We start from the raw sequence: 20259 nt of genomic DNA, 5'->3' as shown, positions 1-20259 counted from the left end.
AGGGGCGGGCACCCACGGCCCCGCCCCTCGCGCCCTCGTGGCCGGCCTCCCAGCCCGGCCCCCAGCCCCTCGTCCTCAGTCACGGAGAGGCCCGACATGCGGCTCTACCTGCTCGCCCTCAACCCCACCGACTCGGTCACCCAGGGCTTCCTGCCGGCCGCCGCGCGGCTCGGGATCGACGTCACGGTGCTCACCGACCACGCCGAGCCCCACCGCCGCGCCTACGCCGAACTGGCGCCCCCGCCGGACGTGGTGGAGTGCGACGTCCGGGACTTCCGCGAGGTGATCGGGCTGATCTCCCGACGGGACGCACCCGACGCGGTGTTCAGCAACAGTGACCACCTGCAGACCCAGACCGCCCTGGCCGCCGGGTACTTCGGGCTCGCGGCGAAGGACTGGAAGGCGACCCTGCGGGCCAAGAACAAGGGCGAGCTGCGCCGTCACCTGGCCGCCGCCGGCCTGGACGCCGTCCGCTCCTTCGAGCTCGGCCCCGGCCAGGACCCGGCCGTGCTGCGGGAGTCCGCCGTCCCGTTCCCGGTCGTGGTCAAGCCGCGCGAGGGCGTCGCCAGCGAGGACGTCTCGCTGGTGGCCGACGCCGTGGAGCTGGAGCGGCGCTGCACGGAGATCCAGCACCGGCGCCCGGGCGCGGCCCTGGTCGTCGAGGAGTTCCTGGAGGGGCGGTTGTGCACCCTGGAGACGCTCGGCGACACCGGGCGGCGCCACGTCCTCGGCGGCTTCCGGACCAGAATCTCCCCTCCCCCGCACTTCATCGAGGAGATGCTGGAGTTCGTCCCCGCCCACCCGCAGGCGGTGGTCGAGCAGATCCTCGCCCAGCTCGACGCCATCGGCGTCGGACTCGGGGCCTGCCACACCGAGTTCGTCGTGCAGCCGGACGGCCGGGCCCGGATCATCGAGGTCAACTACCGTGCCATCGGCGACCAGTGCGACCTGATGCTCGCCGAGATCCTCGGCATCCCGCTGTTCGAGCACATCCTCGCCGCGCACCTCGGCCGTGAACTGCCCGAGGACCTCGCCGAGCAGTGCGCGGCCACCGGGAAGCGGGCCCGCAACGAGCCGGTCTGCGCGGACCGGCCCGGCACCCTGACCGCCGCGCCCGGCCCCCACGACGAGGAGCGCGACGGGGTCCGGCTCGCCTACCGGCCGCTGCGCCCGCTCGGCGAGCACCACGAGCACTACCGCACCAACCGGGACTACCTCGGCGTGATCTGGGCCGTCGGCACCGACCAGAGCGCCGTGGACGCCGCCGTCGCCCGCTTCGTCGCGGCCAACCGCTGGGAGATCACCCCGTGAGCACCACCACCCGCGCCGTCGCGCCGCCCGGAAGCCCGTCCGTCGCCGACCGGTTGACCCTGCGGGTGCTCTCCGCGCTGCTGCGCGAGGACGTGCTCGGGCTGCGCACCCGCAGTACCCCGCAGGACCGGGCCGACGGCCGGTGGCTGGTGCTGGCGCAGGCCCGCCTCGCCCTGCCCGTCACCGAGGAGGGCTTCCAGTGCGAGTACGCGGCCCGGCTCCCGCTGCTGGAGCTGGACGGCGCCCCGCTGTTCGGGCTCGACACCGTCCTGGCGGCCCTGACCGGCCTGGCCGAGGCCGAGGACCGGCCCGGCTGGGCGGCCTTCGCCGAGGAGTGCCGGCAGACCCTCGCCACCATGGAGCTGCACGAGCGCGCCCGGGCCGGGGTGCACACCGCGCTCACCGACCTCTACGGCGCGGACCCGGCCCACTGGAGCGGCCCCGCCGCCGCCCTGGGCCACGACGCCCTGGCCGCCCACCTCGACCACCCGGTCTACCCCACGGCGCGCGGGCGCTCCGGCCTCACCGAGCCCCAACTGCGCTCCTACGCACCGGAGTTCCACGCGGCCTTCGAGCTGCGCTGGCTCGCCGTCCCGGCCGGCGCCCTCACCGTGCACGGCGACCGGCCACTGCCCAGCTGGTGGCCCACCCCGAGCTGGCTCGGCCTCGCCCTCGCGGGCGGCGACAACGCCTGGGCCACCCTGCCCGTGCACCCGCTCACCGTGGGCGAGCCGCTCACCGGGGCCCTGCGCGCCGCCGGCCTGGAGGGCCGCGCCGTCCTCGCCGACCGGCCGTACCTGACCGTCGTGCCCACCCTCTCGATGCGCACGGTGGCCGTCGCCGACGACCCCGGACACCACCTCAAGCTCCCGCTCGCGACCGCGACCCTGGGCCGGCTCAACCGCCGCACCATCAAGCCCGGGACGCTGCGCGACGGCGCGGCCGGCCAGCGACTGATCGAGGCCGTCCTGGCCCGCGAGCCCCGCTTCGCCGACCGGATCCTGCACGCCGACGAGCAGAGCTGGGCGCACGCCGGCCACGAACTGCTCGCCGTCCTGCTGCGCCGCCACCCCGCCGGCGCCGGCCTGGAGCGCGCCGTCACCGTCCCGCTGGCCGCCCTGCTGGCCCCCGCCCCCGGCGGACGCCTGGTGATCGACCACCTCGCCGACCGCTTCCACGGCGGCGACCCGGTCGCCCTCTACGACGCCCTGCTGGAGCTGGTGCTCGACTGGCAGACCACGCTCTTCGGCTACGGCATCGCGCTGGAGTCCCACCAGCAGAACACCTCACTGGTGTTCGACGAGGACGGCGGCCTGCGCCTGCTCTACAAGGACGACGACGGACCGCGGATCCACACCGGCCGGCTCGCCGCCACCCTGGGCGACAGCGCGCCCGACCGCGCGGAGTTCGACGACGCCCGGATCTTCGCCGACGGCGACGGACCGCTGACCGACCTCTTCGCCACCATCACCGGCCACCTCTGCACCGGCGCCCTGGCGTTCGGACTCGCCGCCCACGGCCGCGCCGAACTCGACGCCCTGCTGGCCCTGCTGCGCAAGCGGCTGGCCGAGGCCACCGACCGGATCGGGCCGGCCGGCGAACCGCTGCGCGCCGCCCTGCTGGACGCCGAACGGCTGCCGGTCAAGGCCATGGTGACGGCCGGAACACTGCTCACCAAGCAGCGATCGGGCGCCGCCGACATCAACAAGCACTACACCGACGGACCCAACTACCTCCGCGCCGGCGCACCGGAGGCCACCGGAGGGGCGGGTGCCGCCGGAGCCACCGGATGAGCGTCGACACCCTTCCGCAGCACCCCGGCAGCACCACCGTCCGCCCCGAGGGGCTCGGCCGGCGCCAGGTGCACGCGGTGGCCGCCTGCTACGTCGCCGCCTCCGCCGCCGCCCCCGGCCTACCGCCGTACCTGACCGCCGTCCCGCCCGCGCTCGGCGACCCGCAGGGCCGGTGGGCGGGCGTGCCCTGCATCGTCCCGACCGTGTTCAGCGCCCCCGGCACCCCGCTCCGGGGCCGGCTCGCCGACCGGTTCGGCCGCACGCGCCTGCTGCTCCGCGCCCGACTCGGGCTCACCGTCCCGTTCCTGCGGGCCGGCGCGGCCGACAGCCTGCCCGCGTGCAGGCTCGCCCTCGTCCTCCAGGGCTTCCTCCTCCAGGGCTTCCTCGGCGGCACCTTCGCCGCCACCAACGGCTACCCGGCGGCCGCCGCCCGGACCCGCACCGCCTTCCTCACCCGCCCGCGGGCCGGCATCGCGCTGGGCTTCGGCTTCGTCGCCCTCGGCCTCGCCGGGCACGCCGCCGCCCACTCGCCGGCGGCGTTCGCCGCCCTCCGGCTGCTGCTCGGCGCCGGGCTCACCCTCGGCCTGGTCTGCCTCTCGGTGCCGGCCGCCGAGGCCACCCGGGGCCGGGCGCCGGGGCGGATGTTCGGCACCGCCGAACTCCTCTCCAAGGGCGGCGCCGTGGCCGCCGGCGCCGTCGCCGCACTGGCCGACGACCGCTTCGGCACCGCCGCCCCCGTGCTGGTCGGCACCGCCGCCGCACTGCCGGCCATCGCCGCAGCCGCCACACTCGTCTTACCGACCCGCACGCGCTGGAGTAATCGCCGATGAGTCACGAACTGCCCAACCCCGACCACGCCGTGGCCCACACCCTGCTCAACTGCCTGCTGCGCGAGGTCTCCGGACCGGAGCACCAGACCACCGTCACCGACGGCCGGCTGCTGCTGCGCCTGCCCCGGAGCGGCGTCCTGCTCCGGGTCGCCCTGCGCCGCACCTCGCTGCTCGGCGCGCACCGCTTCACCGGCCCGGTGGAGGAGGAACGAGCCCCCGGCTGGGCCCCGTTGGCCTGGCAGCAGCTCGCCGGGCACGTCCAGGACGAGCTGGAGCTGCGCACCGGCACGGTGAACGAGGAGTTCCTGGACCAGCTGGCGTCCAGTCACGCGGGCGTGCGCGCCGGGCTGGAGAACCGGCCGGCCCCGGGACCGGACCGCTACCTGGAGTCCGAGCAGGCCCTGCTGTTCGGCCACCGCTTCCACCCCGCGCCCAAGTCCCGCTCGGCCGAGCGCGGCGACTGGCGCTCCTACGCCCCCGAGTCGCGCGCCGTGTTCCGGCTGCGCCACCTCGCGGTGCGGCCGGAGCTGATCGCGGAGTCCTCGCTGGACGCCTCCGCGACGGCGCTGCTGGACGGCCTGGGCGAGGCCCCCGCCGGCCACCGGCTGCTGGCCGCCCACCCCTGGCAGTACGAACTCCTCGCCGACCACCCGCTGCTGCGCGGCGCCCTGGCGAGCGGGGACGTCCTGGACCTCGGGCCGGGCGGCGAGCCGTTCGCCGCGACCGCCTCGGTGCGCACGCTGTACGGCGCGGGCGCGTTCCTGAAGTTCAGCCTCAACGTGCGGATCACCAACTGCCTGCGCAAGAACGCCGCCTACGAGCTGACCGGCGCCGTCGCGCTGACCCGGCTGCTGGCCCCCGTGCTGGGCGACCTCGCCGAGCGCTACCCGGACGCCGCGGTGCTGCGCGAGCCGGCCTTCCGGACGCTGGCCCTGCCGGGCGCGGACGGCCTCCCGGACCGGGCCCTGTTCGAGGGCTTCGGCCTGATCGTCCGCGAGGGCTTCGCCGGCGTGCTGCGGCCCGGCGTCACCCCGCTGCTGGCCGCCGCCGTCGCCGACGAGCACCCGACCAGCTCCGCGCACATCTCGCGGCTGCTCGGCCGGGACGCCGGCGCCGAGGAGGCGCTCGACTGGTGGACGGACTACCTGCGGCTGCTCGTCCCGCCCGTGCTCGCCGCCTACTTCGACCACGGCGTGGTGCTGGAGCCGCACCTGCAGAACGTACTGATCGGCGTCGACGGCGCCGGGCGGCCCGCCCAGGTGCTCTTCCGCGACCTGGAGGGCACCAAGCTCGTCCCCGAGCGGAACGCCGCGCTGCTCGCCGCGCTGCCGCCCGAGGTGGCCGGCCCGATGGCCTACGACGCCGAGCGCGGCTGGGACCGGGTGGTCTACTGCCTGCTGGTCAACCACGTCGCCGAACTGCTGGCCGCGCTCGCCGACCGCCATCCGGAGGCGGAGGCCGCCCTGTGGGAGGCCGTCCGGGGCGCCCTGGAGGAGTACGCCGACGCCCACGGCCGCCCGCCCCGGCTGCGTGCCCTGCTGGCCGGGGTCCCGCTGCCCGCGAAGGCCAACCTGCTCACCCGCTGGGAGCGCCGGCCCGACCGCGAGGCGGGCTACGTCCGTCTGCCGTCCCCGCTGGCCGGCTGCGTCCTGGCGGAGGCGGAGGCGGCGCGGCTGCCCCTGGAGGCCGTCCGCACGCCGGCCTGGAGCAGCCGCTGAGCCCCGCCGCCCACCCGCCCGGGCACGCCCCCGCACCGACCACCACCCACCCACGCGGGCAAGCCCCCGCACCGACCGCCACCCACCCGCCCGGGCACGCCCCCGCACCGACCACCACCCACCCAGTCCCCGTCTGGAGTACCTGATGACCGACGCCGTCCGCCGGCACGTCGCCGCGCTCGCCCCGGAGGCGCTGCCCGCGTACGTCCACGACCTGGCGGCGCTGCGTGCGCACGCCGCCGCCGTCCGGGCCGCGCTGCCCGCGCGCGTCGAGCTGTACTACGCCGCCAAGGCCAACCCGGAGGCGCCCGTGCTGGCCGCGCTGCGCGCCGCGGTCGACGGCTACGAGGTCTCCAGCGGCGGCGAGCTCGCACACGTGCGGCAGACCGTGCCGGACGCCCCGCTGGCCTTCGGCGGGCCGGGCAAGACGCCCGCCGAGATCGCCGCCGCGCTCGACGCCGGGGTGCACCGCTGGCACGTCGAGAGCGAGCAGGAGCTGCACCGGCTCGCCGCCGCCCTGACCGACCGCCCGGACGCCGGGGTCGACGTCCTGCTGCGGGTCAACCTGCCGGTGGGCGCGGGCGCCCTGGACGCGGTGGCGCTCGCCATGGGCGGCCGGCCGACCCCGTTCGGGCTGGACCCGGAGCGCGCCGAGGCCTGCGCCCGCCTGCTGACCGACCCGCACGGGCCGCTCGGCCCGCTGCTGCCGCGGCTGCGGCTGCGCGGTGTGCACGCCCACCTGGCGAGCGGCCTGGCGGCGGCGGAGCAGCTGGCCCTCGCCCGGCAGATCGTCGACTGGTCGGCCCGGACGGCGCAGCGGCACGGGTTCGCCCTGGCGGAGGTCAACGTGGGCGGCGGCATGGCCGTCGACTACGCCGACCCGGACGCGCGCTTCGACTGGTCGGCCTTCGGCGAGGGCCTGGCCGAGCTGCTCGACCGCCACCCCGGGCTGACCCTGCGGATCGAGCCCGGCCGCGCGCTGACCGCCCACAGCGGCTGGTACGCCACCGAGGTGCTGGACGTGAAGCAGAGCCACGGCGAGGACTTCGCGGTCCTCCGCGGCGGCACCCACCACCTGCGCACCCCGGCCACCCGGGGCCACGACCAGCCGTTCGCCGTCCTGCCGGTCGACGCCTGGCCGCACCCGTGGCCGCGCCCGGCCGTGACCACCGGCCGCGCCACCCTGGCCGGCCAGCTCTGCACCCCGAAGGACGTCCTCGCCCGCGCCGCCCCGGCGGCGAAGGGCCTGCGGACGGCGGACCGGGTGCTCTTCGCGATGGCCGGCGCCTACGCGTGGAACATCTCGCACCACGAGTTCCTGATGCACCCCCGCCCGGGCTTCCACTACCTGGGCGAGGACGCGGCCCGGGACGGGCGCACCGGGGGCTGACGGCGGCGGGCGGCCGGTCCGGGCGGCGGGCGGTGCCGCCTGCCGCCCGGACCGGGTGCGTCGTCGGGAGGCCCCGGCGGGCGGCGCTCCGGGGGCTGACGAAGGTCCGCACCGCACAGACGTGCGAAAGTGGTAGCCAGCGAAGGGAGCGCGCAACGTGCTGATGGACAGGGTGGCGGAGATTCTCGCCGAGGCCGCGGCCGAGGTGGTGGAGCCGCGGTTCCGCGCGCTGGCCGCCGGCGAGGTGATGGAGAAGGCCCCCGGCGAGGTCGTGACCGTCGCCGACCGCGAGGCCGAGGTGATCATCGAGCGGCGGCTGCGCGAGCTGCTGCCCGTCCCGGTGGTCGGCGAGGAGGCCGTCGCCGCCGACCCGGCGCTCGCCCAGGCCCTGCACACGGAGCCCGCCGCCTGGCTGGTCGACCCGGTCGACGGCACCTCGAACTTCATCGCCGGCCGCCCCGACTACGCCGTGATGGCCTCGCTGGTCCGCTCCGGCCGGACCGTCGCCTCCTGGATCTGGCAGCCGGCCACCGCCACCTGCTACACCGCCGAGCTGGGCTCCGGCGCCTGGCGCAACGGCGACCGTCTGACCCGGCCCCCCGCGGCCGGTGAGCCCGGCCGGTGGCGCGGCTCGCTGAAGAGCCGCTTCCTGGAGCCGGAGCTGCGCCGGACGCTGGTGGCGAACGCGGCGGCCGGCTTCGGCGAGATCACCCCCGGCCGCAACGCCGCCGGGGTCGAGTACCCGGACATCGCCGAGGGCGCGCTGGACTTCATCCTCTACTGGCGCACCCTGCCCTGGGACCACGCGCCCGGCTCGCTGCTGGTCACCGAGGCCGGCGGGGTCTCCGCCCGGCTCGACGGCAGCCCCTACCGGCCGGAGGCCCCGGGCGGCGAGGACGGCCTGCTGGTCGCCGCCGACCCGGAGTGCTGGGAGCGCACCCGCGCCGTCCTGCTCGGCCACTGAGCCCGCCCGGCCCCCGCCGGCCCGCGCGCGCCGGGCGACCGGGGCATCCGGTTACCAGAGCACCGGGAGCCGCTCCGGCAGGCGCTTGATGAAGCCGGGCCGCCAGGCCAGCTGCTCGACCGGCAGCGCGAGCCGCAGGCCCGGCAGGCGCTCGACCAGCGCCGTGATCGCGATCTCGGCGTGCGTGCGGCCGAGCGCCGAGGCCGGGCAGAAGTGGCGGCCCGCGCCGAAGGCCAGGTGCGGGTTGTCGGCCCGGTCGAAGTCGATCCGCTCCGGCTCCGGGAAGACGGCCGGGTCGTGGTTCGCCCCCTCGACCAGGACCAGCACCAGCTCGCCCGCCTTCACCAGCACCTCGCCGACCCGGACGTCCGCCAGCGCGATCCGGGGCAGCGCGTCGCCGATCGACAGGTTGACCCGCAGCAGCTCGTCCACCGCCCGCGCCGTCAACGCCGGCTCCTCGCGCAGCCGTTCGGCCAGCTCCGGCTGCCGGACGAGGTGGAGGACGGCGTGCAGCAGGAACGACGAGGTGGAGACGGCACCCGCACCGAACAGCGAGAGCGCGACGGTGGCCAGCAGTTCGTCGTCGACCCGGTCCGAGACGTCCGGGGAGCGCCGCAGTTCGGCGAACCGGCCGAGCAGGCCCTCCGTGGGCGCCGGGTCGGCGACGAGCCGCTCCCGCAGGTAGCCGAGGTCCTTGTACCAGTTGGGCGCGGCACCCTCGAACGGGACCGGGCTGGTGACGAAGGCGACGTCGATGCCCGCCATCAGCCGCCGCCAGTCGTCGACGGGCAGGCCGAGCAGCCGGCAGTGCAGGGCGGCGGAGTAGGGCTCGGCGAAGCCGTCCCGCAGATCGGCGGGGGCGCCCTGCCCGACCAGGGCGTCGATCAGCCGGTGCGCCTCGGCCTGCAGCCAGCCGTCCAACTCCTTGTCCGCACGCGGTGAAAGGGTCTTCATCACGGCGTTGCGCAGGCCGGCGCTGTTGATGTTGCCCATGTTGTTCACCACCTCGGGCGGGATGGTCAGCGCGTACTGGCGCGGGACGCCGGGGTTGGCGGTGTCCTTGAGGCTGAAGCGCTCGTCCTCCAGCACCTGCTTGGCCAGCGCGTAGCTGCTGACCAGCCAGGCCGGGTCGCCGGTCATGGTGCGGACCCGGGCGACGGGCTGCTCCGCGCGCAGCCGGTTCGCCTCCTCGGGCAGGACGTCGCCCCGTCGGGAGAGCGGGAAGGTGAGCTCGGTCATGGGGGTACTCCCTGAGATCGGATACGGGCACGGGTACGGGACGCGTGACCGGCTACGGGCACGGACGCGGGTACGAATGGGCGCCAGGCATGGGTACGGGACGCGCGACCGGCTACGGGCACGGGCACGGCCGGGCGCGGGACGGCAGCGCCGGCGGGCGGGCGCGGTCAGGCCGCGCGGCTCCGGGCGGCGGCTCCCGCGGCGGCCGTCGGCGCGGCCGGTCGGACCACCGCATAGGCCTGGCCGGGGGCCGCCCGCAGACCCTCCTCACGGCCGAACAGCACCGGGGTGAGCGGGAGTTGGAGGTGGTAGCAGCTGACCGAGGAGGGCACGCCGAGCAGCGCCGGGGTGTCCAGGAAGAACGGCAGCTCGGCGGCTATGTACCGGAGGCCGGCGGCGAGTTGGGGTTCGTTCGGGGCCAGCCCCTCGTCCAGCCGGGCGGCCAGGAAACCGCGCGCCATGGCCTCGGCGGCCGCGCGGAACTCCCGGTCGGCGTCGAGCGCGTCGACGACCTGCCGGTGCAACCGCCGGTAGGCGGGGTGGCCGGTGAACGCGGAGAGCGCGTGCGTCCGGACGCCGTCGGGACCGCCGGCCTCCTCGACACCGCGGGCGATCCGGCGGGCGGTGGCCTTGATCTCCTTGGCGGCGCGCCGCTGGGCGTGCTCGGGCGTGTAGCCGAAGGTCTCGTACTGGGCCTCGACGTGCAGATCGGCCTGGACGATGTCGATCCGCTCGAAGAACTCCAGCCCCCACCCGACGAGTTCGGCAATCCGACGGTGACTGAAATAGCTGTTTCCCGGACTGACTCCGATGAGCAGGTGCTCGCCGCGGCGCCAGATCTCCCGGCAACCGCCGGAGAACGGAAACGCCTCGTACACGGTCAGGTCGACGGGTGTGGCACGTTCGCCCGGGAGGGTTTCGCGCATGCCTTGCCTCCGCTTCGCAGGAATGGTCACAGGACTGGCTTCAGGTGGTCCACGCGGTTTTACCGGGATTCACAGAAGTGCATGGCGGGTACGCGGAGTTCACCCGGATGTAGGGGTGGGCTCACCGCATGCGGATGACGCGCGCCTGGTCAGGCGGCCTGCCCCGGGGAGCCGTGTGCTCTTGGTGGGGCGGCGACCACATGAAGTTACCGCCGCCGTTCGGGATCTCCGCAAGCCCTGCCGAGGGGTTGGCGGATTCTGATCACCGGGCGGCCTGAATCAGCCTGTACTCCTCCGGAAAGGTATGTCCACGGAGGCTTTCCGGGGGCGGCCGAATATCCCCCGGACAGCATGGCACGCCAGTGTGTCTTCCTCCAACATCCGTCCGCGAAAAGGGCTTTGTCTTTGCCGCGGCAGGGCGGCGGACGGCGTTCAGCCGGCCGCGACCTCCCGCCCGGTGCGGACCACCAGGCCCAGCAGGGCGCCGATCTCGGCGGCGGTGGTGTGCGGATTGAGCAGCGTCAGCTTCAGCCGGACCCGGCCCGGTCCCTCGCCGGGCAGTTCGGTCCGGCCGACGATGGCGCGGCCGGTGCGCAGCAGCGTCCGGCGCAGCTCGCCGTTGACCGCGTCGACGACGGCCGGGTCGGCGGCGTCCGCGTCCGGGCGGCCCGGCGGTCGGTAGCGGAACACCACCGTGGTCAGGACGGGTTCGGCGTACAGCTCCAGCTCGGGGTCCGCCCGGACGGCCTCGGCGGCGTCCAGCGCCAGCCGGTGGCAGGCGTCGACCAGCCGGCCGAGCCCGGCGCGGCCGAGGGTGCGCAGGGTGACGGCGATCTTGAAGGCGTCGGCCCGCCGGGTGGTGCGCAGCGAGCGGCCCAGCAGGCTGGGGTAGCCGGCCTGTTCGTCGTCGGCCGGGTTGAGGTATTCGGCCCGGCGGGCGAGCGAGACGTAGGTCTCGGCGCGGCGGACCAGGAAGATCCCGGCGGCGGCGGGCTGCCAGCCGAGCTTGTGCCAGTCGAGCGAGACGGAGTCGGCGCGGGCGATGCCGTCGAGCAGCGGGGCGAGGCGGTCCGAGAGCAGCGCGCCGCCCCCGTACGCGGCGTCCACGTGCAGCCAGGCGCCGTAGCGGGCGGCGAGGTCGGCGGCGGTGTGCAGCGGGTCGACGGCGCCGGTGTCGGTGGTGCCGGCCGTGGCCACCACCGCGATCGGGGTCTGCCCGGCCCAGCTGACCTCGGCCAGGGCGCGCTCCAGTCCGCCCGGGTCCATCCGCAGTTCGCGGTCGACGGGGACGGGGACGACGGCGCGTTCGCCGAGGCCGAGCAGCGCGGCGGCGCGCTGGACGGAGAAGTGCGCGGCGCGGGAGGCGATGATCCGCGGTTCGACGCCCGCCGGGATGCCGTCCAACTCGACGATGCCGTCGAGCTTCTGGTCGCGGGCCAGCATCAGGCCCATCAGATTGGACTCGGTGCCGCCGGAGGTGAGCACGCCGGCGGCGGCGGCCGGGTCGTAGCCGACCAGGGCGGCCAGTTCGGCGAGCAGCGCCGTCTCCAGCGCCGTCGCGGCGGGGGCCTGGTCCCAGGAGTCCTGCGAGGGGTTCAGCGCGCTGACGGCGAGGTCGGCGGCGGCCGCGACGGCCAGCGGCGGGCAGTGCAGGTGGGCGGCGCAGGCGGGGTCGGCCGGGTCGGCGGCGCCGTGGGCGAGCAGTTCGGTGAGCCGGGCGAGCGCCTGCGGGCCGTGCGCGTCGGCCAGCCCCGCGACGGCCAGGGCGGCGAGTTCCCCGGGCCGGCCGGCGGGCAGCGGGCCGGCCCGGCGGGCGGCCCCGGCACCCAGCGCGGCCAGGACGTCGGCGAGCAGGGGGGCGAGCGCGGCCGGGCCGCCGGTGCCGCCGGCCAGCGCGTCGGGGGCGGTGGCCGGGGCCGTCCGGGGAACGGCGGCGAGCCGCGCGGCGGGCTCGCGGGCGGGGTGGCCGGGGTCGTCCGGGGTGGTCACCGCGCTCCCGCCGCGGCCGCCGCGATGGCGTCGGCGAGGCGGTCGAGCACCGCGGCGGCCTGCTCGTCGGTGATGGTGAGCGGCGGCAGCAGCCGCAGGACGGCGTCGTGCCGGCCGCCGAGTTCGACGATCAGGCCGCGGGCCAGGCAGGCCTCGCGGACCTTGACCGCGAGCGCGGGAGCGGCCGGGCGGGCCCCGCAGGCGTCCGGTTCGGCGTCCGGGTCGACGAGTTCGACGCCCAGCATCAGCCCGCGCCCGCGCACGTCGCCGATCACCGGCAGCTCGCCGGCCAGCGCCCGCAGCCGCTCGATCATCCGGGCGCCGACCAGTTCGGCCCGCCCGGCCAGGCCGTTCGCGGCGACGTACCGCAGGGTGGCCGCGCCGGCCGCCATCGCGAGCGTGTTGCCGCGGAAGGTGCCGGTGTGCGCGCCGGGCCGCCAACTGTCGTACTCCTCGCGGTAGACGACGACGGCGAGCGGCAGGCTGCCGCCGATCGCCTTGGAGAGCACCATGGCGTCCGGCACGATGCCGCTGTGCTCGACCGCCCACATCGCACCGGTGCGGCCGACCCCGGTCTGCACCTCGTCGACGATCAGCGGGATGCCGCGCTCGGCGGTGATCCGGCGCATCGCGCGCAGCCAGCCGTCGGGGGCGGGGACGACCCCGCCCTCGCCCTGGACCGCCTCCAGGACCATCGCGGCGGGCCGCACCACGCCGCCCGAGGGGTCGTCCAGCAGCCGCTCGGCGTAGGTCGCGGCGAGCTCGGTGCCCGCCTCGCCGCCGACGCCGAACGGGCAGCGGTAGCCGTACGGGTAGGGCAGCCGGACCACCTCGCCGCCGCCCGGCAGGGGCTCCTTGACGGCGACGTTGCCGGTCAGCGCGAGGGATCCGGCCGTCATGCCGTGGTAGGCGCCGGTGAAGGCGAGGGCGCCGGAGCGGCCGGTGGCGGTCTGCATCAGCTTGAGCGCGGCCTCGACGGCGTCCGTCCCCGCGGGGCCGCAGAAGTGCACCCGGGCCTGCCGGGCGAACTCCTTCGGCAGGCTCTCGAACAGGGCGGTGGTGAAGTCGTCCTTCTCGGCGGTGGCGAGGTCCAGCAGGTGCAGCGGCGCGCCGCTGTCCAGGGTGCGGCGGATCGCCTCCAGCACCACCGGGTGGTTGTGGCCGAGTGCCAGCGTGCCGGCTCCGGAGAGGCAGTCCAGGTAGCGGCGGCCGTCGGCGCCCTCGACCGTCATGCCGTTGGCGCGCACCGGGACGATCGGGAACGAGCGGGCGTAGGTGCGGGCGGCGGACTCGCGGACACGCTGGCGGCGCAGGATGGCGTCGCCCGGGGCCTGGGCGGGGACGGCAGCGGACCCGGTGGCGGGGACGGCGGCGAGCGTCAAGGCGAACTCCCAAGAAGTTAGGTAAGCCTAACTTTACTTCCCTGACCTGGCCGGATCCGCCCCGGGTCGCGAGAACCACCCGAGCGGGTGACGCGGGGCCCGCCTCCCCAACGAGCGGAGGGGCCGCGGGTTACGGCCCGCGCGCTACCCTCGCCCCCATGTCACCCTCACCCTCAGCCTCGCCCGGCACCCCCGACGCCCCCGACACCCCCGACGCCCCCGCGCACGATGCCGAGCACGCCGCCGAACTGGCCCGCACCCGTGAGTTCTTCGGCACCCGCGCCGCCGGCTGGGACGCCAAGTTCCCCGACGACGGCCCCCGCTACACCGCCGCGATCGCCGAACTCGGCCTGCGCCCGGGCGACTCCGTCCTGGACGCCGGCTGCGGCACCGGCCGCGCACTCCCCCCGCTGCGCGCGGCGGTCGGCCGCGACGGCCGGGTGTACGGCGCCGACGTCACCCCCGAGATGCTCCACGAGGCCGACACCCGCCACCACGGCACCGCGGCCCTGCTGCTCGCCGACTGCGCCCGACTGCCGCTGCCCGACGCCGCCCTGGACGCCGTCTTCGCCGCCGGGCTGATCTCCCACCTCCCCGACCCCGCCCGCGCCCTGCGCGAGCTCGCCCGCGTCACCCGCCCGGGCGGCGCGCTCGCCCTCTTCCACCCCGTCGGCCGGGCCGCCCTGGCCGCCCGCCACGGCCGCGAGCTCACCCCCGACGACCTGCGCGCCGAGCCCAACCTGCGCCCACTGCTGACCGCCGCCGGCTGGCGACTGGACGGCTTTGCGGACACGGACGACCAGTACCTCGCACGGGCGATCCGGGTCAACCCGTAGTTGACACCGCCGGTGGTAACCTGGCCGCATGTCCGAGCAGATGGATGCCGCACCGACCTCGCGTCCGGTGAAGAAGTACAGCGTTTCCATGCCCGAGGACGTGGCCGAGGAGGTTCGCGCCCGGGTGGGTAAGGGCTCGTTCAGCGCCTACGTGACTGCCGCGGTCAAACAGGCGATAGAGCGCGAGCACCTTGCCGAACTCGTCGACGACTACGTTCGTCGCAATGGCGAGATCCCCGAAACCGCTCGGGCCCAGGCAGCCCGCGAGGCCGAGGAAGCGGAGCGGAGGTACGCGCAGTGGCTCGCCGAACAGGGACCCAGCGAGTCCCTGGCAAGCTGACGCCGGGGGCGCTCGTGCTGGACAGCCAGGGCCTGTCCCTGGCCATCGCCGAGGATCCGCTTGTGATGGCTCGGATCGACCACGCCAAGACTCACGGCGCCAGGGTGGTCATCAGCACGCTGACGCTGATCGAAGCGATGAATCCGCAGCAGTCACAGCCTCGTTGGGACTTCGTCGTCTCCCGCCTCAATGTCGAGGAGGTGACCCGACAGGTGACTCGGCAGGCGATGGCACTACTCGTGACCGCCGGACTGCACGGCCACAAGTACGCGATCGACGCCGTCGTCGCAGCCACCGCCATGGCGCAACCCGGACCCGTCCGACTCCTCACCAGCGACATCGACGACATGGCGAAGCTCTGCGACAAGCGGATCATGCTGATCCCGGTCTGACCCCTCCCCCACCGCCCGTCCAGCGGTAGCAGAGCTCCGGGCGGCCCACATTGCCGTACTGCGGCTCGCGGACGGCGAGGCCGATGTCGACGAGGTGTTCGAGGTAGCGGCGGGCGGTGATCCGGGAGACCCCGGCGGCGGTGCCGGCGGCCGCCGCGGAGATCCCGGTGCGGGCCTCGCGCAGGACGGCGGCGACGGTGTCCAGGGTGGGGGCGCTGAGCCCCTTGGGGAGGGCGGTGCGTTCGGGGGTGCGCAGCAGGGCGAGGGCCTGGTCGACCTCGTCCTGGCCGGTGGCCTCGCCGGTGCGGCCCAGGGTGTCGCGGTAGCGGGCGTAGCGCTCCAGCCGGTCGTGCAGGGCGGCGGCGCCGAACGGCTTCAGCAGGTACTGGACGACGCCCGCCGAGACGGCCTGGCGGACCATCGCGAGGTCCCGGGCCGAGGTGACGGCGATGACGTCGGTGGTGTGGCCGGCCGCGCGGAGCGTGCCGCAGAGCTGCAGTCCGTGCCCGTCCGGCAGGTAGAGGTCGAGCAGGGTGAGGTCGACGGGCCGGCCGGCGGCCCGGGCGCGGTCCAGGAAGCGCAGCGCGTCGGCGCAGCTGTGCACCGCGCCGGCGGCCCGGAAGCCCGGTTCGCGCTGAACGTAGAGGGTGTGGGCGGCGGCGGCCACCGGGTCGTCCTCGACCACCAGGACGGAGATCTCGGACCGGTCGGCGACGGGCCGGTCGGCGGGACCGTTCACGACAGCACCGCCCCGGCCGGCTCGGCCGGCTCGCACCGCCGGGGCGGCGGGCCCAGCGGCAGCCGGACGGTGAGCACCGCGCCGCGGTCCCGGCCGACCTCGACCGTGCCGCCGTTGCGGCGGGCGGTCTGGGCGACCAGGGCGAGCCCGAGGCCGTGCCCGCGGCCGTCCTGCTTGGTGCTCCAGCCGCGCCGGAACACGTCCTCGACCACGCCCGGGTCGATCCCGGCGCCGGTGTCGGCGACCCGCAGCAGCAGGTGCTCGCCGTCGACCCGGGCGGTGACGGTGACCTCGGGCTGCTCCGGGCGTTCGGCGGCGCCGGCGATCGCGGCGTCCACCGCGTTGTCGACCAGGTTGCCGAGGACGGTGATCAGGTCGCGGGGCGCGAGGTCGGGCGGCAGCACGCCGTCGTCGATCCGGCTGTCCTCGGTGAGCGTCAACTCCACGCCCCGCTCGGCCGCCTGGGCCGCCTTGCCGAGCAGCAGCGCGGCCAGCACCGGCTCACCGACGGCCGCGACGACGCGGTCGGTGAGCTGCTGGGCGAGTGCGAGTTCGGCGGTGGCGAACTCCACCGCCTGCTCGTGGCGCCCGAGTTCGATCAGCGAGACCACGGCGTGCAGCCGGTTGGCGGCCTCGTGCGCCTGCGCGCCGAGCGCCTCGGTGAAGCTCTTCACGGAGTCCAACTCGCCGGTGAGGGACTGCAGTTCGGTGTGGTCGCGAAGGGTGACCACACGGCCGAGGCCGGTGCCGATGGTGGAGGTGTTGAGCACCAGCACCCGCTCGGCGGTGAGGTGCACCTCGTCCCTCACCGGCCCCTCCCCGAGCACCGCGGCCACCAGGGCCTCCGGCAGCCCCAGCCCGTCGATCGGGCTCCGCTCCACCTCACCCTCCAGCGCCAGGAGTTCGCGGGCGGCGTCGTTGCAGAGCACCACCCGGTGCTTGCGGTCGAGCAGCACCAGCCCCTCGCGCACCGAGTGCAGGGTCGCCTGGTGGTACTCGTAGAGGTGGCTGAGCTCGGCCGGCCCCATGCCGTGGGTGTGCCGCCGCAGCCGGGAGTTGGCGAGGTAGGTGCCGAGCCCGCCGACGGCCAGCGCGGCCACGGCGACGCCCACCAGCGCGAGCAGCGGCCCGCGCAGCTGCGCGGAGATGGACTGCACCGTGATGCCCGCGCTGACCAGCGCGACCACCCGGTGCCGGTCGTCCAGGACCGGGGTGACCACCCGTACCGACGGCCCGAGCGTGCCCGTGTACGTCTCGCTGCGGGTCTCCCCCGCGAGCGCCCAGTCGATGTGCCCGAGGAAGGTCTTGCCGATCTGCTCGGGCAGCGGGTGCGTCCAGCGCACGCCCGCGGTGTCCATCACGGTGATGAAGGAGACCCCGGTGTCCACCCGCACCTGCTCGGCGTAGGGCTGGAGGACGGCGGTCGGGTCCGGGTCGGCGACGGCGGCCCGGACCGACGGCGAGTCGGCCACCGAGCGGGCGACGGCGGTGACCTGGCGGCGGGCGGCGTCCTCGGTGCGGTCGGCGGTGAACAGGTAGGCCAGCACGGCGCCGCCGGCCACCACGGCGGCGACGATCACCACCTGGACGACGAAGAGCTGTCCGGCCAGGCTGCGCACCGGCCGGCGCGGCGAGGGGAGGGTGCGCGCGGACATGCCTGACAGTGTGCACCACCGCCGGAGCCCGGCAAGGGCCCCGGCCGGCACGGCCCGTTCCCGTACGGGGTGTGAACTCTATGAACGCAAACGTGACCTCCGTCACGGCGCGGCCCATAGTCGGAGCGGCCCACCACCCGGGGCCGCCAGGACTGCAGGGCGAAGGAGCCGCAGATGTCGATCACTGGAGCAGGACCGCAGGCGGGAGGCAGACGCCGGGACCGCACCCACTACCTCTACCTCGCGGTGATCGTGGCCGTGATCGCGGGCGTGGTGGTCGGCCTGGCCGCGCCGTCGTTCGCGGTGGAGCTGAAGCCGATCGGGACCGGCTTCGTCAATCTGATCAAGATGATGATCAGTCCGGTGATCTTCTGCACCATCGTGCTGGGCATCGGCTCGGTGACCAAGGCGGCGAAGGTCGGCAAGGTCGGCGGGCTGGCCCTCGGCTACTTCCTCGCCATGTCGACCGTGGCCCTGGCCATCGGCCTGCTGGTCGGCAACCTGCTGGAGCCCGGCGGCGGCCTGCACCTGACCGCCGCGCTGGCCAAGTCCGGCCACGCCCAGGCGGCCGCCGGGGGCGCGCAGTCCACCGCCGACTTCCTGCTCGGGATGATCCCGACCACCATGTTCTCGGCCCTCACCGAGGGCAAGGTGCTGCAGACCCTGCTGGTCGCCCTGCTGGCCGGCTTCGCCCTCCAGGCGATGGGCCCCGCCGGCGCCCCGGTGCTGCGCGGCATCGAGCACGTGCAGCGCTTGGTGTTCCGGGTCATGTCGATGATCATGTGGGTGGCGCCGATCGGCGCCTTCGGGGCGATGGCGGCGGTGGTCGGCGCGACCGGCACGGCCGCCCTGAAGAGCCTCGCCGTGATCATGATCGGTTTCTACCTCACCTGCGGGCTCTTCGTCGTCGTGGTGCTCGGCACGCTGCTGCGGCTGGTCGCCGGGGTGAACGTGTTCACCCTGCTGCGCTACCTCGGCCGCGAGTTCCTGCTGATCCTCTCCACCTCGTCCTCCGAGAGCGCGCTGCCCCGCCTGATCGCCAAGATGGAGCACCTGGGCGTCAGCCGCCCGGTCGTCGGCATCACCGTGCCGACCGGCTACAGCTTCAACCTGGACGGCACCGCCATCTACCTCACGATGGCCTCGATCTTCATCTCCGAGGCGATGGACAAGCCGATGTCCGTGGGCGAGCAGCTGTCCCTGCTGGTCTTCATGGTGATCGCCAGCAAGGGCGCGGCCGGGGTCACCGGCGCCGGGCTGGCCACCCTCGCGGGCGGGCTGCAGTCGCACAAGCCGGCGCTGGTGGACGGGGTCGGTCTGATCGTCGGCATCGACCGCTTCATGTCGGAGGCCCGGGCGATGACCAACTTCGCGGGCAACGCCGTGGCCACCGTGCTGATCGGGCACTGGACCGGCGAGTTCGACCGGGAGCGGGCCCGGCAGGTGCTGGCGGGCGCGGTGCCGTTCGACGAGCGGACGCTGGTGGACGCCCACGGCGCGCCCGGGACGCCGGCGGCCGATGCCCCCGACGCTCCCGACGTCCTGCCGGAGCCCGTCCCCGCCCAGGGCGGCACCCCGAGCAGGACGGCCGCCTGAGCCCGCTGCGGCTCCCCCTTGTCCCCCCGGTCCGGCGCCTCGCCCAACCCCCCGAGCGGCGCCGGGCCGGGGGCCCGCACGTCCGTGCCGGCGAGGGCCCGGCCGGAGTCGCCGGATTCCGGTAACGGTCGCCGAAGGTCGCCGGGGTCGCCTGAGGCCACCGGAGCCCGTCAGAGCTCGTCAGAGCTCGTCGGAGCCACTGACCGCCCAGCTCAGGCCGCTCGCCGGGTCCTCGACCGCGACGTGCAGGTGGCGCAGCCCGTCCTCCGGCTCCCACCAGGTGAAGCAGCGCATCCGGGCCACCAGGGCGTTCACCTCCGCGCGGTCCGGTCCGCCGGCCCCGGCCATCGCGCCGAGCGCCCGCCACAGTGCCAGCCGGCCCTGCGCCGAGCCGTGCGCCCGGTCCACCACCCCGGCCTGGAGCAGCACCGGGTAGACCAGCGCGAAGGGCAGGTACCCGCCGGTGACCCGCCGCCCCGGGGCCAGCAGTGCGGCCGCCTGCGGCGCCGGCCCCCGGGCGCAGACCACCTCCACCCAGTCCGCCAGCGCGGCCAGCGCCCGGGTGGCCCGCTGGCCGCGCAGCCGGTCGCAGGACTCCGGCAGCAGGACCGGGCCGAGGCCCTCGCGGGTGGCGGGCAGGTTCAGCAGCGCGCTGCGCGACCCGCCGGCCGGCAGGTAGTCCCGGACCCGCACCCCGTCGCCCCAGCCGGCCGACTCCCAGGGCTCCAACTGCAGCGGGACGCCCTCCGGATCCGGCTCGGCCCCGTACGAGAGGTCCTCGCCGATCAGGATCCGGGTGTGCTCGACCAGCCGGCGCACCGGCGCCGGGCCGAGCAGCGGAGCCAGCCGCAGCCAGGAGTGCCGGGTGGCCAGCACCTCCCAGAGCGGCCCGGCGTCGTGGTCCGCCGGTCCGGCGGCGGTGCCGGGGCCCCCGTCGTGGTCGAACAGGCGGACGGCCAGCTCGGGCGGCGCGGCGTACGCGATCAGATGGCCGAGCGGCGCGGTCTCCGCCGCCGCCCGGTCCTCGCCGTCGCGCGCCACGGCGAGGGCCCGGGCCCGCCGGTAGTGGCCGAGCAGCTCGGACCAGCGCCCGTCCTCGGCCAGTGTGCGGAGCCGCTGCTCCTCGTACGCGATCACGATGCGCAGCGTACGGGCCGAG

At 75.7% G+C, this 20259-nt stretch carries 17 protein-coding genes; 10 read left to right on the top strand and 7 right to left on the bottom strand.

Annotation, left to right across the window (positions count from 1 at the left end; translation table 11 throughout):
- The first annotated feature begins 96 nt into the window (after positions 1 to 96).
- The 6 genes from ACWDRR_RS07920 to ACWDRR_RS07895 all read left to right on the top strand — a co-directional run bounded on the left by ACWDRR_RS07920 (position 97) and on the right by ACWDRR_RS07895 (position 8006).
- A complete protein-coding gene (locus ACWDRR_RS07920) occupies positions 97 to 1311 on the top strand; it encodes an ATP-grasp domain-containing protein (RefSeq protein ID WP_449771298.1) in 1215 nt (404 codons plus the stop codon).
- Positions 1308 to 3104 (top strand): IucA/IucC family protein, encoded by a 1797-nt coding sequence (locus ACWDRR_RS07915; protein WP_449771297.1) that lies wholly within the window; start codon positions 1308 to 1310, stop codon positions 3102 to 3104. The genes ACWDRR_RS07920 and ACWDRR_RS07915 overlap by 4 nt, the downstream gene beginning before the upstream one ends.
- Positions 3101 to 3934 carry a hypothetical protein gene (locus ACWDRR_RS07910; protein ID WP_449771296.1) on the top strand — a complete coding sequence of 278 codons (834 nt, stop codon included), beginning with the start codon at positions 3101 to 3103 and terminating at the stop codon, positions 3932 to 3934. The genes ACWDRR_RS07915 and ACWDRR_RS07910 overlap by 4 nt, the downstream gene beginning before the upstream one ends.
- Entirely contained in the window at positions 3931 to 5652 is a 1722-nt protein-coding gene (locus ACWDRR_RS07905) for an IucA/IucC family protein (RefSeq protein WP_449771295.1), read from the top strand. The genes ACWDRR_RS07910 and ACWDRR_RS07905 overlap by 4 nt, the downstream gene beginning before the upstream one ends.
- Before the next feature lie 145 nt (positions 5653 to 5797).
- Entirely contained in the window at positions 5798 to 7042 is a 1245-nt protein-coding gene (locus ACWDRR_RS07900; RefSeq protein WP_449771294.1) for an alanine racemase, read from the top strand.
- Positions 7043 to 7205: 163 nt separating this feature from the next.
- The gene (locus ACWDRR_RS07895; RefSeq protein ID WP_449771462.1) at positions 7206 to 8006 is read left to right on the top strand and encodes an inositol monophosphatase family protein; all 801 of its coding nucleotides are present in this window, start codon (positions 7206 to 7208) and stop codon (positions 8004 to 8006) included.
- A 51-nt stretch (positions 8007 to 8057) separates the two neighbouring features.
- Here ACWDRR_RS07895 and ACWDRR_RS07890 read toward each other — a convergent pair whose 3' ends face one another.
- The 4 genes from ACWDRR_RS07890 to ACWDRR_RS07875 all read right to left on the bottom strand — a co-directional run bounded on the left by ACWDRR_RS07890 (position 8058) and on the right by ACWDRR_RS07875 (position 13542).
- Complete coding sequence (locus tag ACWDRR_RS07890; RefSeq protein WP_449771293.1) at positions 8058 to 9245, bottom strand: cytochrome P450; 1188 nt, start codon at positions 9243 to 9245, stop codon at positions 8058 to 8060.
- Between the two features lie 167 nt (positions 9246 to 9412).
- Positions 9413 to 10171, bottom strand: a complete 759-nt coding sequence (locus ACWDRR_RS07885) for a tRNA-dependent cyclodipeptide synthase (protein ID WP_449771292.1) — start codon at positions 10169 to 10171, stop codon at positions 9413 to 9415.
- 432 nt (positions 10172 to 10603) lie between these two features.
- A complete protein-coding gene (locus ACWDRR_RS07880) occupies positions 10604 to 12064 on the bottom strand; it encodes a pyridoxal phosphate-dependent decarboxylase family protein (RefSeq protein ID WP_449771461.1) in 1461 nt (486 codons plus the stop codon).
- A gap of 92 nt (positions 12065 to 12156) precedes the next feature.
- A complete protein-coding gene (locus tag ACWDRR_RS07875) occupies positions 12157 to 13542 on the bottom strand; it encodes a diaminobutyrate--2-oxoglutarate transaminase family protein (RefSeq protein WP_449771291.1) in 1386 nt (461 codons plus the stop codon).
- A 158-nt stretch (positions 13543 to 13700) separates the two neighbouring features.
- On the opposite strand from ACWDRR_RS07875, the gene ACWDRR_RS07870 reads away from it, so the two are divergent.
- The 3 genes from ACWDRR_RS07870 to ACWDRR_RS07860 are packed head-to-tail and all read left to right on the top strand — an operon-like array spanning position 13701 to position 15110.
- Entirely contained in the window at positions 13701 to 14378 is a 678-nt protein-coding gene (locus ACWDRR_RS07870; protein ID WP_449771290.1) for a class I SAM-dependent methyltransferase, read from the top strand.
- 28 nt (positions 14379 to 14406) lie between these two features.
- Positions 14407 to 14718 (top strand): hypothetical protein, encoded by a 312-nt coding sequence (locus ACWDRR_RS07865; protein ID WP_449771289.1) that lies wholly within the window; start codon positions 14407 to 14409, stop codon positions 14716 to 14718.
- A 14-nt stretch (positions 14719 to 14732) separates the two neighbouring features.
- The gene (locus ACWDRR_RS07860; RefSeq protein ID WP_449771288.1) at positions 14733 to 15110 is read left to right on the top strand and encodes a DNA-binding protein; all 378 of its coding nucleotides are present in this window, start codon (positions 14733 to 14735) and stop codon (positions 15108 to 15110) included.
- Here the strand turns inward: ACWDRR_RS07860 and ACWDRR_RS07855 are convergent.
- Positions 15091 to 15849, bottom strand: a complete 759-nt coding sequence (locus ACWDRR_RS07855; protein WP_449771287.1) for a response regulator — start codon at positions 15847 to 15849, stop codon at positions 15091 to 15093. The genes ACWDRR_RS07860 and ACWDRR_RS07855 overlap by 20 nt on opposite strands.
- Positions 15846 to 17504, bottom strand: a complete 1659-nt coding sequence (locus tag ACWDRR_RS07850; protein WP_449771286.1) for a sensor histidine kinase — start codon at positions 17502 to 17504, stop codon at positions 15846 to 15848. The genes ACWDRR_RS07855 and ACWDRR_RS07850 overlap by 4 nt, the downstream gene beginning before the upstream one ends.
- A gap of 174 nt (positions 17505 to 17678) precedes the next feature.
- On the opposite strand from ACWDRR_RS07850, the gene ACWDRR_RS07845 reads away from it, so the two are divergent.
- On the top strand, positions 17679 to 19100 hold the full coding sequence (locus ACWDRR_RS07845) for a cation:dicarboxylate symporter family transporter (protein ID WP_449771285.1): 1422 nt from the start codon (positions 17679 to 17681) through the stop codon (positions 19098 to 19100).
- A 180-nt stretch (positions 19101 to 19280) separates the two neighbouring features.
- Here ACWDRR_RS07845 and ACWDRR_RS07840 read toward each other — a convergent pair whose 3' ends face one another.
- The gene (locus tag ACWDRR_RS07840) at positions 19281 to 20237 is read right to left on the bottom strand and encodes a hypothetical protein (protein WP_449771284.1); all 957 of its coding nucleotides are present in this window, start codon (positions 20235 to 20237) and stop codon (positions 19281 to 19283) included.
- Between the last annotated feature and the right edge of the window lie 22 nt (positions 20238 to 20259).

This window comes from Kitasatospora sp. NPDC003701 (assembly GCF_053587085.1).
The sequence above is the reverse complement of the archived record's forward strand: the minus strand, read 5'-3'. Positions and strand labels throughout refer to the sequence as shown.